At 66.4% G+C, this 13058-nt stretch carries 13 protein-coding genes; all 13 read right to left on the bottom strand.

Annotated elements, in window-relative coordinates:
- Window positions 1-3 precede the first annotated feature (3 nt).
- Window positions 4-483 carry a type II secretion system protein gene (locus V3314_RS15065; RefSeq protein ID WP_196182640.1) on the bottom strand — a complete coding sequence of 160 codons (480 nt, stop codon included), beginning with the start codon at window positions 481-483 and terminating at the stop codon, window positions 4-6.
- A complete protein-coding gene (locus tag V3314_RS15060; protein WP_046614345.1) occupies window positions 480-2345 on the bottom strand; it encodes a secretin N-terminal domain-containing protein in 1866 nt (621 codons plus the stop codon). The genes V3314_RS15065 and V3314_RS15060 overlap by 4 nt, the downstream gene beginning before the upstream one ends.
- On the bottom strand, window positions 2342-2851 hold the full coding sequence (locus V3314_RS15055) for a hypothetical protein (RefSeq protein WP_046614346.1): 510 nt from the start codon (window positions 2849-2851) through the stop codon (window positions 2342-2344). Before V3314_RS15055 ends, V3314_RS15060 begins: the two co-directional genes overlap by 4 nt.
- Window positions 2851-3414, bottom strand: a complete 564-nt coding sequence (pilO, locus tag V3314_RS15050; protein WP_338459204.1) for a type 4a pilus biogenesis protein PilO — start codon at window positions 3412-3414, stop codon at window positions 2851-2853. Before pilO ends, V3314_RS15055 begins: the two co-directional genes overlap by 1 nt.
- Window positions 3401-3943: a pilus assembly protein gene (locus V3314_RS15045; protein WP_338459203.1), complete on the bottom strand. Its 543-nt coding sequence runs from the start codon at window positions 3941-3943 to the stop codon at window positions 3401-3403. Before V3314_RS15045 ends, pilO begins: the two co-directional genes overlap by 14 nt.
- Before the next feature lies 1 nt (window position 3944).
- Window positions 3945-4736, bottom strand: coding sequence for a hypothetical protein (locus V3314_RS15040; protein ID WP_338459202.1), 792 nt, complete (start codon window positions 4734-4736; stop codon window positions 3945-3947).
- Complete coding sequence (locus V3314_RS15035) at window positions 4720-6525, bottom strand: GspE/PulE family protein (RefSeq protein ID WP_338459201.1); 1806 nt, start codon at window positions 6523-6525, stop codon at window positions 4720-4722. The genes V3314_RS15040 and V3314_RS15035 overlap by 17 nt, the downstream gene beginning before the upstream one ends.
- 60 nt (window positions 6526-6585) lie before the next feature.
- The gene (locus V3314_RS15030; protein ID WP_046614351.1) at window positions 6586-7119 is read right to left on the bottom strand and encodes a response regulator; all 534 of its coding nucleotides are present in this window, start codon (window positions 7117-7119) and stop codon (window positions 6586-6588) included.
- A gap of 248 nt (window positions 7120-7367) precedes the next feature.
- A complete protein-coding gene (locus V3314_RS15025; protein ID WP_108481597.1) occupies window positions 7368-8009 on the bottom strand; it encodes a SurA N-terminal domain-containing protein in 642 nt (213 codons plus the stop codon).
- A 12-nt stretch (window positions 8010-8021) separates the two neighbouring features.
- On the bottom strand, window positions 8022-9506 hold the full coding sequence (locus V3314_RS15020; protein WP_338459199.1) for an ABC transporter substrate-binding protein: 1485 nt from the start codon (window positions 9504-9506) through the stop codon (window positions 8022-8024).
- A gap of 257 nt (window positions 9507-9763) precedes the next feature.
- A complete protein-coding gene (locus V3314_RS15015; protein ID WP_135002467.1) occupies window positions 9764-10429 on the bottom strand; it encodes an SCO family protein in 666 nt (221 codons plus the stop codon).
- Window positions 10426-11082, bottom strand: coding sequence for an SCO family protein (locus V3314_RS15010; protein WP_046614354.1), 657 nt, complete (start codon window positions 11080-11082; stop codon window positions 10426-10428). The genes V3314_RS15015 and V3314_RS15010 overlap by 4 nt, the downstream gene beginning before the upstream one ends.
- The gene (locus V3314_RS15005) at window positions 11079-13055 is read right to left on the bottom strand and encodes a cytochrome D1 domain-containing protein (RefSeq protein ID WP_046614355.1); all 1977 of its coding nucleotides are present in this window, start codon (window positions 13053-13055) and stop codon (window positions 11079-11081) included. Before V3314_RS15005 ends, V3314_RS15010 begins: the two co-directional genes overlap by 4 nt.
- Between the last annotated feature and the right edge of the window lie 3 nt (window positions 13056-13058).

Below are 13058 nucleotides of genomic sequence, written 5' to 3'. Positions count from 1 at the left end.
CTGTCACCATTGCCCGTAGGGGATGTTGTTCAGGCCTTTGCCGCGGGCCTTGGAATACACGTCGAACACGTCTTCGCCTTCGCGCGGGTTGTCCGGGCTGCTGTCATAGGCGCGCAATCCCCAACCGCCTTCATCCTCACCCTTGGTCGCCACCAGCGGGTCGTGCGGGATGCGCCGCAGGAAGTAGAACTTGGCACCCTTGGCGCTGCGCACATCGCGCACGCCGTCGACCAGCACCTGCAGGTTCGGCGGGTAGCCACTGGCGTCCAGGCGCTTCTCGATGTAGCCGGCATCGAACGCGCGCTTGTAGGCGTCGATGGCATCGCGGATCTGGTACAGCGCCTCGCGCAGCTGCTGCTCCTTGCCGCGGCGCACCACGGTTTCGGTCAACGGTGCGGCCATGCTGGCAAGCATCCCGAGCAGTGCCAGGGTCAGCACCACCTCGATCAGGCTGAAGCCCTGCATGCGGCGCTGCGCGATCATGGCCGCGGGCTCCCTTTGGCCGGGGCGATCGCCATCTGGCTTTCCACCACCGGTGCGTCGGTGGCCGGGGCATTGCCAGGCACATCTGCCGGCGGCAACGGCGCCATCTGCCGCACCTGCATGGCCGACTCGGTGCCGGTGGCGAACTCCATGTCCGACGGGCTCTGGTACGGCAGGTTGCGCACGATGCGCGGGGTGATCGCCAGCACCAGCTCCGACTTGCTCATGTCGTCCTTGTTGCTGCCGAACAGCCGCCCCAGGCCGGGGATGTCGCCAAGGCCCGGGATCTTGTTGCCGCTGGCGTTGTGGTCGTTGCGCACCAGGCCGGCCAGCACCTGGGTTTCGCCATCGTGCAGGCGCAGGGTGGTCTGGGCGTTGCGGGTGTCGACCTGGACCGGGATGGTGCCCTGACGCGTGGCCTCCAGCGGGGTGGCGTTGCTCACCTCCAGGGCTACCTTGATCGCCACCTCGTTGTTCAGGTGCACGGTGGGCTGCACTTCAAGCTTCAGGCCGACGTCCAGGTAGGTGACGCTTTCGGTGATCACCGGGCCCTGGGTGGACGGCACCGAGGTGGCGCTGATGATCGGCACCCGCTGGCCGATGTGGATGCGTGCCTGCTCACGGTTGCTGACGCGGATCACCGGGCTGGCCAGGGTGTTGATGTCCTTGTCCTGGGCGTTGATCTTGGCCTGCGGCGCCGGCGCGATGCTGATGCGGCTGGAGTCGATGCCCTTGAGCTGGTCGAGCACGCTCACCGGCTGGCCGTCGGAGCTCAGCACACCGAAGGTGTTCGGCCATTGCAGGCCGAGGTCGAGGATGCGCGAGGTGGCCACTTCCATCACCTCCACTTCCAGCACCACCTCGGGGTTCGACTGGTCCTGCGACTGCAGCAGCTTCTCGGCCATGCGCACGGCATCGGGGGTGTCGCGCATGGTCAAGGTGTTGAGGCGTTCGTCGACGAACACGTCGCGCGTCTTGAGCATGGTCTTGACCATGTTCAGCGCGGTGTTGGAGTCGATGCTGGTCAGGTAGAAGGTGCGCATGACCAGTTCCTGGTAGTCCTTGGTCTTCTGTGGCGAGTCGGGGTAGATCATCAGGGTGTTTTCGTTGACGATCTTCTGCCGCAGCTGGTTCTGCTCCAGCAGCAGTGCCACGGCGTCCTCGATGCGCAACTCGCGCACGAAGATGGTGGCCTTCATGTCCGGGCGCATGTCCTTGTCGAAGATGAAGTTGATGCCGGCGACCTGGGACAGCACCTCAAAGATGGTCTTCAGGTTGGCATCGCGAAACTCCAGGGTCACCGGCCGCTCCAGCTTGCTGCGCAGCTGCGGGAACGGTTGCGCGGTGCGCGCCTGCACGTTCTCGATGTCGCTGCGCAGGGCAATGCCCTTCTGGTTCTGCGGGTCCAGGCGCAGCACTTCGCGCATGTAGCGCTCGGCACCGAACAGGTCACCCTGGCGCAGCGCCGCCTGGCCCAGCGCCACGCGCTCGTCGAGGGTACGGATCAGCTCCAGCTGGCGGATACCTTCCTGGGCGCGGCGGTTGTTCGGCTCCAGGGTCAGCACACGGCCATAGCCCATGCGGGCGCTGGCGAAGTCGTGGCGGATACGGTCGGCGTCGGCCTGGGTCAGCAGCGCCTCGACCGCGGCCTGGCGGCTGTGGGCCAGGGCGATGTTCAGCTCTGTGTCGCGTGGGTCTTCGCGCAAGGCTTCTTCCAGGCTGGCGATGCCGGCTTCGTACTGGCCCTCCTTCATCAGCTGGTCGCTGTCCTTGCGTACCGCGCTGGAGCCGCAGCCGGCAATGGCCACGCACAGCGCCACTAGCAGGAACGGAGCCGGTTTGCACAGCTTTGACGACTTCATGGTGCGCTCCCTACAGACAAAGTCTGCGACTGATGCAAAGGCAGGTAGACCAGATGCAGCTCGCTGGCCGATACCCGTTCGAGGCGGTAGGTGTCTTCGATCACGTCGCCCTGGCGCACGACGTAGAGTTTTTCTCCGCTCTGCAGAAAGATCTGCAGGTCGTCGCGGTCGCCGATGCGGCCAATGAACTGGAATGGCAGGGCCGGGGCAGTCGGGGTTGCGGCTACGGCGGGTGCGGTGACCACGGGTTGTTCGGTGACGGTGGCCAGGGCCTGGGGCTTGGTCCATTGCTGGGTTGGGAACAGATCCCTGGAGGCCTGTTCCGGCCCATTCGCGGGTAAACCTGCTCCCACAGGGGCCGTGGTTTCCGCCGATTTTGTGGACGTGGGTTTGCCCGCGAAGGGGACGACGCTGTCTTCCTCGCCGAACCAATGGCCCGGGGCCCAGGCCAGCGCCGCGCTCACGCCGAGGAAGCCAACCCAGATGACAGCACGTTGTGTGTTCATCACGACCTCGACAGGTAAAGGGTCATGCGCAGGCGGGCGTTGAGCTCGCTGTCGCCAATGCGTTTGCGTTGCAGCTCCAGGTCTTCCAGTACCAGGGTCGGCAACTGCTTGAGCAGGCCCTTGAGGAAGCCACGAATCTGCGGGTAGCTGCCGCGCACCGGCAGCACGATCTGGTAGCGCGCCAGTTGCGTCCTGGGGTCGATGCCCAGGGCGTATTCGCCACGCGCGAGGCTGATGTGCTCGGCGCTGGCCAGGTGGTACACGCGCTCGATCAGCGCACTGGCCTGGGGCTGCCCCGGCAGTTGCTGGCGCAGGCTGTCGAGGGCCTGCTGCTCGGGTTTGATGGCGATCTTCAGCTCGCCACGCCTGACCCGCTCGACCTGCACGCTGGCGTCCGCTTCGGCGGCGCGCAGCTCGCGCAGGTTCTGCCATTGCGGCAACACCCCGACGCACAGCACGCCCACGGCCAGCAGGCCCACCGCAACCGCTGCCAGGCCGACCGGGCCGATGCGACGCAGACGTTCCTGGAGGATCAGGCTGTTCAGCGATTCACGGGCGCGCATGGCCGGTCTCCCAGGTGGCGGTGAGGGTGAAGCGCACCGGGTGCTCGGGCTGCGCGGCCAGCACCTCGTGGTTGAGCAGCGACACATCGCTGAGCTCGGCACTGCCTTCCAGGCGCTGGTGGTACTGCAACATCGCTTCCAGGTTGCGCGCCTCGGCGGTGATGCGCAGCTGGCCTTTGCGCGCGTCGGGGGCCAGGCTGAGCAGGGCCACGTCGTCCTGTGGCTGCGCTTCGAGCATGCCGAACAGCTGCTGCCAGGGCCGTTGCAGCTGCTGCGACACGCTTTGCATCTGCGCCAGGCGCTCGACCTGTTCGCGGCTGGCGGCGCTGCTCAGCGGTGCGACAGTGGCCGGGCGACGGCCCAGTTGCTGCTCCAGGCGGTGCACGCTGGCCTCCACTTCGACCTGCTCGGCCTGCAAGCTTTGTTGCACCAGCACCAGGCCGGCGACCATGGCACTCGCCACGGCCAGCAGCGACCAGGCCAACGGGCTGCTGCGCCGGGGCTGGAATTCCAGGTCGAGACGGCGCATGTCAGGCCACCGCCCGCCACATGGCGCAAAGCGGGTCGGCATCGCTGGCCGGCTGGCACAGCTGCACCGCCGCCAGTTGCGGCACCTCGCGCCGGCCCGGGGCATGCAGGTAGACCCGTGGCAGGTGCTCACCGTACAGCTCGCAGGTGCGCTCGATCAGTGCTTGCAGGGCCTGGTCGCTATCGGCGCAGCCTTGCGCCAGCACTTGCTGCCAGGCCCCTCCGGCGGCCAGCAGCAGCACACTGCGGCGCGGTTCGGCCAGGACGAACAGGAAGTCACCCTGCTCCAGCTGTGCCGAACAGCGGTTGTAGGCGGCCATCAGGTACGGCTGCACCGAGCGCAGGCTCAGGTGGCTTTCCCGGCCCAGCGCCTGCAGCCGCTGCAGCAAGGCTTCGGGCAGCGCCGTGGCGATGCGCGCGGCACCTGCCGGCTCGGGCGACAGCACGATGCGCCAGTCGTCCAGCGGCTGCCCGTAGAGGTTTTCGAAACAGGCCCGGGCGTAGGCGTCCAGCTCGCGCGGGTGGCTGATGGCATCACTCCAGGGCACCAGGCAGAAGCGGCTGTAGCGGGCCGACAGCAGTACCCGCAACTGGGCACCGCGCACAGCATGCTCGGCCAGCAGCGTGGCCAGGGCGTCGGCGGCGGCCTCCCAGGCCGGCTGGGTGGCATCGCAGGTAAAGTCGCGGCTGCCCAGCCATTGGTGGTGATTGGCGTGCCAGCTACCCAGGCCCACACCTTCGGCACCGAGTACGGCGCTGTATCTGTAAGCGCCACGATCAGATGAATGTGACACGGTTGATCTCCTCGAGAGTGGTACGGCCATCCCGGACCAGATCCAGGGCCGAGGCCCGCAGCAGGCGCAGGCCGCGCTGGCAGGCGAGGTTCTTGATTTGCGACAGGGGGCGGCGCTCGACGATCATCTGCCGCAGGTCGTCGTCCAGGTGCAGCAGTTCGGCGATGGCACTGCGGCCGCGGTAGCCACTGCCGCGGCACTGACCGCAACCCTGGGCGCGGACGAACCTCCAGCCGGCCACGCCCTCACGGGTCAGGCCTGCGCCGTACAGGGTGTCGTCGTCGACTTCGCACGGCGTGGCGCAGTGCGGGCAGGCCAGGCGAATCAGGCGCTGGGCCAGCACCGCATTGAGCGCGGAGACGAAGCTGTAGGGGTCGACCTGCATCTGGCTGAAGCGGCCGATCACATCGAATACGTTGTTGGCGTGGATGGTGGTGAACACCAGGTGGCCGGTGAGCGCCGACTGCACGGCAATTTGCGCGGTGTCCGGATCGCGGATTTCGCCGACCAGGATCTTGTCCGGGTCGTGGCGCAGGATCGAGCGCAGGCCGCGAGCGAACGTCAGGCCCTTCTTCTCGTTGACCGGGATCTGCAGCACGCCGGGCAGCTGGTATTCGACCGGGTCCTCGATGGTGATGATCTTGTCCACGCCGTGGTTGATCTCGCTGATCATGGCGTACAGGGTGGTGGTCTTGCCGCTGCCGGTAGGGCCGGTGACCAGGATCATGCCGTACGGTTCGGCGGCCAGCCGGCGCAGGGCGCGCAGGGTTTCCTCGGCAAAGCCCAGGGCCTGGAGCTGCACGCCGCTGACCCGGTCGGACAGGTCCTGCTTGTCGAGCACCCGCAGCACCGCGTCTTCGCCGAAGATGCTGGGCATGATCGATACCCGGAAGTCGATTTGCCGGTCGCCCACGGCAACCTTGAAACGGCCGTCCTGGGGCACGCGTTTTTCGCCGATGTCCAACTCGGCCATCACTTTGATGCGCGAGATCACCTGGTCGGCGAAGGCGCTGCCGCTGGCCTTGCCGGCGCCGTTGAGCACGCCGTCGATGCGGTACTTGATGGTCAGGCCCTGGCCGGTCATGCCCAGGTGGATGTCGCTGGCGTGCAGCTTGAGGGCGTCGTACAGGGTAGAGTTGACCAGCTTAACCACGCGGCTCTGGTCTTCGCTGATGCTGGCCAGCGACAGGCGCTGCAGCGGGTCGCTTTCGCTGCTGGTTTCGGCGTCGTGGTCAAGAGCGTCCACGGCGTGGAAGCTTTCTTCATGGCGGGCCAGGAAGGTGGCCAGGTCTGCGGCATGGGCCAGGTACAGCGGTGCGCCTTGCAGCACATCGTCGATCCAGGCCAGGCGGGCGTGGTCGAAGGGATCAGCGAACACGCCCAGCAGTTGGCCGCCCTGCTCGATCAGCACGAATTCACGCTTCAGGCACATCGCCAGGCTGACCTTGTCGAAGCGTGGGGTGCTGGCCAGCAGGGCATGGCTGCCCAGCACCGGATAATGCAGGGTATGGCCCAGGCGCTGAGTGAATATGTCGGGGGTGTCGCAGGCCAGCTGTTCCAGGCGGGTGAGCAGGCGTTCGTCGCTGCTTTGCAGGCGGGCCTGGGCCAACAGGTCGCGGGGGTAGGCAGAATATGCTTTTACCTGTGCCGGCCCTTTAGCGGGTAAACCCGCCCCCACAGGATTTTCGATATCTTCAGGATTGCAGTGCCCCTGTGGGAGCGGGTGTACCCGCGAAGAGGCCGGTGCAGGCGGTAGAGCGTCCTGGGTTGCATCGAATGCTTCTGGCATGGCCTGCGACTCCGCTCAGGGGCGCGTCGCAGGTTGGCTCGGCCAAGGGTGCGGGCGCCGCTATTCCCCTGTGAGCAGTTGATCGTCGTCGGGCCCTGGAGGCTTGGCGCCGTTACGGCGGCGGTCGGCCAAAACCCAGCTTCCATCGTACAACTGCAGGGGGAACGATTCGTTCCTGTTCTGGCGTCGTTCGACGAACCCTTCAGCCGGGTTGTCCGTGGCCCTGCGCCGGCGCTCGATGCCCATCAGGTCGAAGATCGCACGGGCCAGTTCCACCAACGGGAACGGCTTGAACAGGACATGGCTCACACCCAGTTCGGCGGCCCGCTCACGCACCTCGACGGTGGGGTGGGCGGTAATCAGCACGAAGTGGCACTGCCTGTTCCTGCGTACGGTCTCCAGAACCTGAAACCCCTCCATGTCGGGCAAGCGGTAATCCAGCACGATCACTTGCGGTGCCAGGCTTGCAGCCTGCTCGATACCACTGGCACCGTCGTGGGCAACATGAACTTCCAGGCCTTGCGCCTGCAGGTACGCCTGCAGGTTCTGCGCAAGAGTCTGTTCGTCATCGACTACCAATACTCTGTTCACCAAGGTCGACTCCCAAGAACTGCCCGGTAACCCGGTCTGCGAAGTGCGCCCCTGTACAGGCTTGAGCAGGCTTCGTGCCAGGCGTGAATAGTCATGCTGAATAACCGTAACTCATTGATTTTGCAGGGGCGCCGATCACCACCCGCAACGCGGCAAACAGGCGTACCGGCCCCGTTCCCCACATGCGGGGAAACTGATAGCACACTGCTACTTCGTTATTCCCCAGCATTGGGGAAACGCCATCAGGGGCCTCAGTTGGCGATCTCAACGGTAGCGGACGCACGCAAACGTTGGCGCACGGCCTGGCGCGCCTGCGCCTCCCGCTGCCCGATGAGCGCGGCCCTGGCCAGCGCCAGGCCCTGTTCGCGTATGACCGAAGAGTCGTCACTTTGTTGCTGCACTCCTTGCAGTTTTCGCGAATTGGCATCATAGAATGCCTCCACTTCGGCCTGGCTGGGCGCGGCCACCGCGCTGAGCTGGGCATACACCTGCTGCGCGGCCAGCTCGCGCCGGGTGTACTCATTGTACTGTGCCCTATCGAAACCCGCTTCCGCCAGCCGCCGCTCAAAAATTGCCGGGCTGCCAAGCGCGGCCTCGACCTCGCCCACATGCGCCGATACCTGCTCATCGCTGACGGCTATGCCGCGGCGCTGGGCCTCCTGCCACAACAGCTCCTTGTCGATCAGCTCATCCAGGGCCTGGTCGCGCAGGCGCTGATACAGGTTGGGGTTGCGGATACTGGCTACCGCGCGGCCCTGGGCGTCCAGGTATTCGCTGAAATAGCGCTCCAGGCGCATCGTCTCGATCTCCACACCGTTGACCCGCGCCACCGGCATGTCAGCCCAGGCTGCCTTGGCCAGCACCTGCAACAGGCACAACAACAGAACACGCATGGCAACCTCCGCTCAAGGGTTTTCCGGCAGTGGCCGGTACGGGGTGACTGCGGTAAAGCGCGGCCCGGGCAGGGCCACCGCCACCACATGGGCACCGGCCATGCCTTGCCGACGACCTGGGCCGAAGCCCAAGGCCGGAGTCAGGCCGGTGGACACATCATGCAGGCCTTCCAGCGCGGCAATCAGCTGCTCGCGGCTGGTGTCACGGCCAGTCTGCTTCAACGCTTCGCTCAACAGGCGCAGGGCGCACAGTGTGTTGACCTGCAACGACGCCTGGCGTGGGTCGAGGCCCTGGCGCTGCTGCAGGCCGGCCAGGGTCGCCAGGCCCTGTTCGGTCCAGTCCTCGGGCACGTACGGATAAGCCAGGAACACCCGTTGCGACCAAACCTCGGGCAAGCGCGCCACGGCGCCGGTCACCTGGCTGGAGGCGGCGAACAGGTATGGCTGGCGGCCGGCTGACTGCAGTGCCGAAGCCAGTTCGGCAAAGGCCTGGGCACGGCCGAGGAAGACAATGCCCCGCCCGTCCACGGGCTGGCCAGCAAAGGCCTGGGCCGCCGGTGGTACCCAGCCCTGCTGCTGCAAGCGTTCGCGCACCTGCTCGGCCAACGCCGCTTGTTCGTTGCCGGCATACACCACACGCAAGTCGCCCGCTGCCAGGCCCAACGCCGCGCGGGCGTGGCCGGCCAGGCTGAGCAATTGCACAGGCAAGCCGGGCAACGGGTCGAAAATCTGTGGGCTGCCACCGCTGCGTGGGGTGCTGCCGATCAGCGGTACATTGTGTGGTGCCAGCAAGGTTGCCAGGCGCTGGTCGAGCATGGGTGCCAATGGCGCGATCAGGGCGAACACTCGCTCCTGCTCCAGCAACTGCTGCAGCGCCCGCTCGGCGCTGACCGGGTCGGGGCCCGGGTCGAGCACCACCAGTTCCAGGCGTCGCCCATGGATGCCACCTTGCTGGTTGAGTTGCGTCAGGCCGTCTTCCAGCACAGTACGCACCACCTGGCCGGCCTCGGCCAGCGGGCCGGATGCCGGCAGCAGGGTGCCCAAACGCAGCACGCCTTCCTCTACGCCGGGGTCGCGCTCCTGGCCCAGGCGCTTGAGGTAGGCCGTGAGGTTGCGCTGGTCGGCCAGGGTCAGTTCGAAGCGTGGCATGGCCGGGTCCAGGCGATTGCCGGCCGGGTCGACGCCGTGCTGAATGGCCCGGGCCAGACTGCTGTCGGTGTAGGCCGGATAGCGCCGGCCGTTGACCTCGCGTTCGCCCTGGCCTTGCGCCAGGCGCTGCCAGTCGAGGCTGGGCGGGCGTACACCCCCTTCGGCGCGGCCGCGGCCATCGTTGCCGTGGCAGCTGGCACAGGGCAGCACGCTGGCGGGCACCGTCATGTCGCTGGCACCGACCCGGGCCTGCAACTGTGCGTCGCTGCTGGAGATGCCCTGGCGGTAGAGGTGTTTGCCGGCTTGTTCATGTTCGGTCAGGTCCAGGGCGAGTGCACCGCTGCACATGGCAATGCCTAATGCAAATGCCAGATAGCGCAGCAGTGCTTCAATACGGACGCGAATCCCTGTAGGAGCGGCCTTGTGTCGCGATCGGGCGCGCAGCGGCCGCAGGACCGGCGAATGTGTTTCATCAGGTACTCCGGGTATGCCGGTTTTACGGCCGCTGCGCGCCCGATCGCGACACAAGGCCGCTCCTACAAGGATTCGCGCCGGGATTCGCGCCAAATTAGGCGCCGGCATTGGCGAAGTACTGCGCATGATGCTCACCGCCCTGCCAGAGGCAGTGCCAGCAACTGCATGCGCTGGGCAATCGCCGCCGGCGGTGCATCCGGGCGGATCTTGCTCCAGCGCTTGCCGGCCACGTCGCCGGCAATCAGCTGTGTGGAATGCTGCTCGGGGCTGGGCAGGAACTGGCCGATGCGCCCGAGCACCAGGTCGACATTGGCCTTGTTACCGGTCAGGAACAACCAGTTGGGCCCATCCACGCCCTGCTTCCCGGCAAACGCCTTGAGCACCTCGGGGGTGTCGTTGAGCGGGTCGCTGCTGATCGACACGAAGGTCACCTGGCTGGCCAGCTGCGGCCCCATGGTCTCACGCACTTCGCGCAATTTGCGGGTGATCAGCGGGCAGGCGTCGGTGCAGTGGGTGAAGATCACGTTGAGCATCACCACCTTGTCCTTGAGCACATCGCTGTAGAAGCGCAGCTCGCGGCCGTTCTGGTCCTTGAGCACAGTGTCGGTGAACCAGGCCTGGGCATCGCGGGTACCGCCGCCACTGGTCATCGCCTGCGGGGCCGGCTGCGGCTCTGGCGCCTGCGGGGCATGGCCTTCATGGGCGAGCGCCACCGAGGCAAGGATCCACAGGCAGCCACCCAGCACCAGCCAGTCAAAACCGCGCATGCCTACGCGGCGGGAGCTTGTCTGGCTCATGGTTGCACCTCGTGATGGTCGGCAATGGCCGTGCTCTTGGCATGCACCCGGCGGGCGCCGAGGCGGTTGATTTCATCGATCAGCACAGCCGGGTCGGTAAACCCGTAGTAGCGCGTCCAGTGCCCGGTGCGCCCGTCGCCCACCAGGATCAGCGGTGGGTGCTGGCTGAGGTCGGCGCTGAAACTGCCCAGGCCCTTGAGGGTTTCGCTGATGGCGTACGGCGTGCCGGTCAGCCAGCTCCAGCCCGGCCCTTTCTGGAAGGCCTTGGCGTAATCCTGCAGGCGCTTGGCGTCGTCACGTTGCGGGTCGACACTGATCGACACCAGATGAATGTCTTGCCCTACCCGGCCACCCAGTTGCTGCTGGACCTTGCCCATGATCGACGACACCACGGGGCACACCGTGGTGCAGCTGGTGTAGATGAAGCCCATGACCACCAGGTGGTCGCCCACCAGGTCTTTTTCCAGGCGTACCGGCATGCCGTCCTGGTTCAGTAGCGAGACATCGGCAAAGCGCACGCTGGCCTTTTCCTGGCGCGCCGCCGGTGGCTGTTCGGCGTGGCCGTTGTGGTCGTGGCCACCATGGGCCTGGGCCAGGTTGCCGGCAAAAGCCAGGCTCAAGGCCAACAGTTTGCAAGCATGCTTGGCGTTCATCGCAGATTCCTCACGTCATTCTCGGAAACGGTGGACGTTGCGGCCGGCAGGACGCGCAGGCTGGTGTAGTTTTCCTCGGCGAACCTGCGCCCCAGCGACGGCGACTGCACGTGCAGGTACCAGGCACCGGGTTCTGGCAGGGTCAGGGCTGCCTGATAGATGCCCTCGCCCACTTCCTCCAGCCGCAGGTTGCGCGGCATCGACGAAGGCGCCAGGAAGTAACGCAGGCTCAGGTCGTTCAGGCCCAGGCGCGGCTGGCCATCGTCGCCAAGGATGCGCACCCGTGCATTAATGGCGCTGTGCTGCGACAACGGCCTGTCCAGGCCGATGAACTCGGCGTGCGCACCCTTGCGCTTGCCGGCATTCGGCGCTGCGGCCACGTCGGTGCTGAAGCAGTGGATGATCTGCGGCTGGTTGAGCAGGAAGGCCACGTCGAACTTGCCGGCCGCGGGCATCTTCACCGTCGAGCCGTACACGCCCGGTGCCAGTTCACGCAGGCTGCGGTCGACGACGATGGCGGCGCGGGCCTGGTGGCCGCGGTTGTTGTAACCGGACATCGGTGCGTTCATGCCTTCGGCGTAGAAGTAGGTGGTGTTGTCCACCGGGTTGACCACGAACACCGAATTGTCGTCGCGCGATACCGAAAGCCCCTGGGCCAGCGGCAGGTCACCCGCCTGGCGTGGCGCCGCCGGGCCGGCCTCGAAGCCCTGGATGATCGGCGAACGCCCCTCGCCCAGGCTGGCCAGGTTGATCATGCTCACCTTCGACGAAGCCAGGCCGCGCACGTAGGCATAGCCCTTGGTGAAGGTCAGCTGGTACGGTTCGGCCGCCACCGGGATCTGGTGGATCAGCTTGTCGGTACTGGCGTCGATCACCAGGGCCTGGTTCTCCAGGGTGTTGAGCACGATGCCGTAGCGGCCATCGCTGCTGAAGCGCATCGGCCCCAGGCCCGGATCGGCCTGGACCGTGTGCCGCAGCTGGTGGTTGCGGGCGTCGAACACGCGCACGCTGCCCTCCTCGCCGTCGACCACGTACACCGCCTGGGACAACGCCGAGTAACTGACCGACAGCGGGTGCGGGCCAACCTTGATGGTCTTGGCCAGGCGCATTTCCGGGATGTCGATGACGCTCAGGGTGCCACTGTCACGGTTGCTGACATAGGCGTAGCGCGAGTCGGCACTGAAGGCGATTTCGTGGTGCCCGCTGCCGGTGTTGAAGGTTTTCAGGGTGTTGCGACCCGGTACATCGATCACCGTCACCCCGCCCTTGGCCGGGTCGCTGCTGTTGTTGCCTACCCACAGCCGGTGCTGGTCCGGCTGCAGGGCCACACGCAGCGGCTGGTCGCCAGCGTCCAGGTCGGCCACGCGGGTGAAAGTCTCGGTGTCGATCACCGAGACCTTGCCGCGCTCGGGGATGGACACGAATACCAGCTTGTCGTCACTGGTGGCCACCCAGTCCATGGGCCGCCCAGGCAGGTCGATGCGGGCCATGGTGCTGGTCACGCCGCCCACCGACACGGTCGGGTCGATCACCGTCAGGCTGGCGTCCCTGTTCATCATCAACAGAAAGTAACCGTTCAGGTCGAGCAATGGCCGGGCGCCGATGCTGCTCTTGAGAAACAGCGCGACACGGGCCTTGCAGCTCTGGTCGCGGTCGCCCTCCGGGGCCGACTGCGTCGGGTCGATCCACGCCCCTGGGGCCATGCCCGACAACGGCTGGCCACTGGCCTGGTCACTGACCTTGAAACGGATGTTGGCAAAGCTGCCCTCCTGCAGCTCGCCCCCCGCCAGCGGCCGGGCCTCGAACTCCACGGTCACGCCGTCCCGGCTCAGCCGGTGCAGGGCCTGCGGGTCGTCAGCGTCCTGCAGATACTCGCGCGGATCGCACCAGAGGCTTTCATAGGCTACGCCCAGGCCGATCAGCGCTGCCCCCAGTGCTACACCCATGCATGCAAGGCGGGTTTTCTTGTTCATGTT

The organism is Pseudomonas sp. TE3-3-F2023, assembly GCF_036784815.1.
Taxonomy (GTDB): domain Bacteria; phylum Pseudomonadota; class Gammaproteobacteria; order Pseudomonadales; family Pseudomonadaceae; genus Aquipseudomonas; species Aquipseudomonas pudica.
This window is presented reverse-complemented; position numbering and strand designations above follow the sequence as displayed.

Coding starts and splice junctions, on each gene's coding strand:
- V3314_RS15015 (WP_135002467.1), bottom strand. CDS start 10,429: ATGAGCCAGACAAGCTCCCGCCGCGTAGGCATGCGCGGTTTTGACTGG.
- V3314_RS15045 (WP_338459203.1), bottom strand. CDS start 3,943: ATGCGCCGTCTCGACCTGGAATTCCAGCCCCGGCGCAGCAGCCCGTTG.
- V3314_RS15005 (WP_046614355.1), bottom strand. CDS start 13,055: ATGAACAAGAAAACCCGCCTTGCATGCATGGGTGTAGCACTGGGGGCA.
- pilO (WP_338459204.1), bottom strand. CDS start 3,414: ATGCGCGCCCGTGAATCGCTGAACAGCCTGATCCTCCAGGAACGTCTG.
- V3314_RS15055 (WP_046614346.1), bottom strand. CDS start 2,851: ATGAACACACAACGTGCTGTCATCTGGGTTGGCTTCCTCGGCGTGAGC.
- V3314_RS15060 (WP_046614345.1), bottom strand. CDS start 2,345: ATGAAGTCGTCAAAGCTGTGCAAACCGGCTCCGTTCCTGCTAGTGGCG.
- V3314_RS15065 (WP_196182640.1), bottom strand. CDS start 483: ATGATCGCGCAGCGCCGCATGCAGGGCTTCAGCCTGATCGAGGTGGTG.
- V3314_RS15025 (WP_108481597.1), bottom strand. CDS start 8,009: ATGCGTGTTCTGTTGTTGTGCCTGTTGCAGGTGCTGGCCAAGGCAGCC.
- V3314_RS15020 (WP_338459199.1), bottom strand. CDS start 9,506: ATGTGCAGCGGTGCACTCGCCCTGGACCTGACCGAACATGAACAAGCC.
- V3314_RS15010 (WP_046614354.1), bottom strand. CDS start 11,082: ATGAACGCCAAGCATGCTTGCAAACTGTTGGCCTTGAGCCTGGCTTTT.
- V3314_RS15035 (WP_338459201.1), bottom strand. CDS start 6,525: ATGCCAGAAGCATTCGATGCAACCCAGGACGCTCTACCGCCTGCACCG.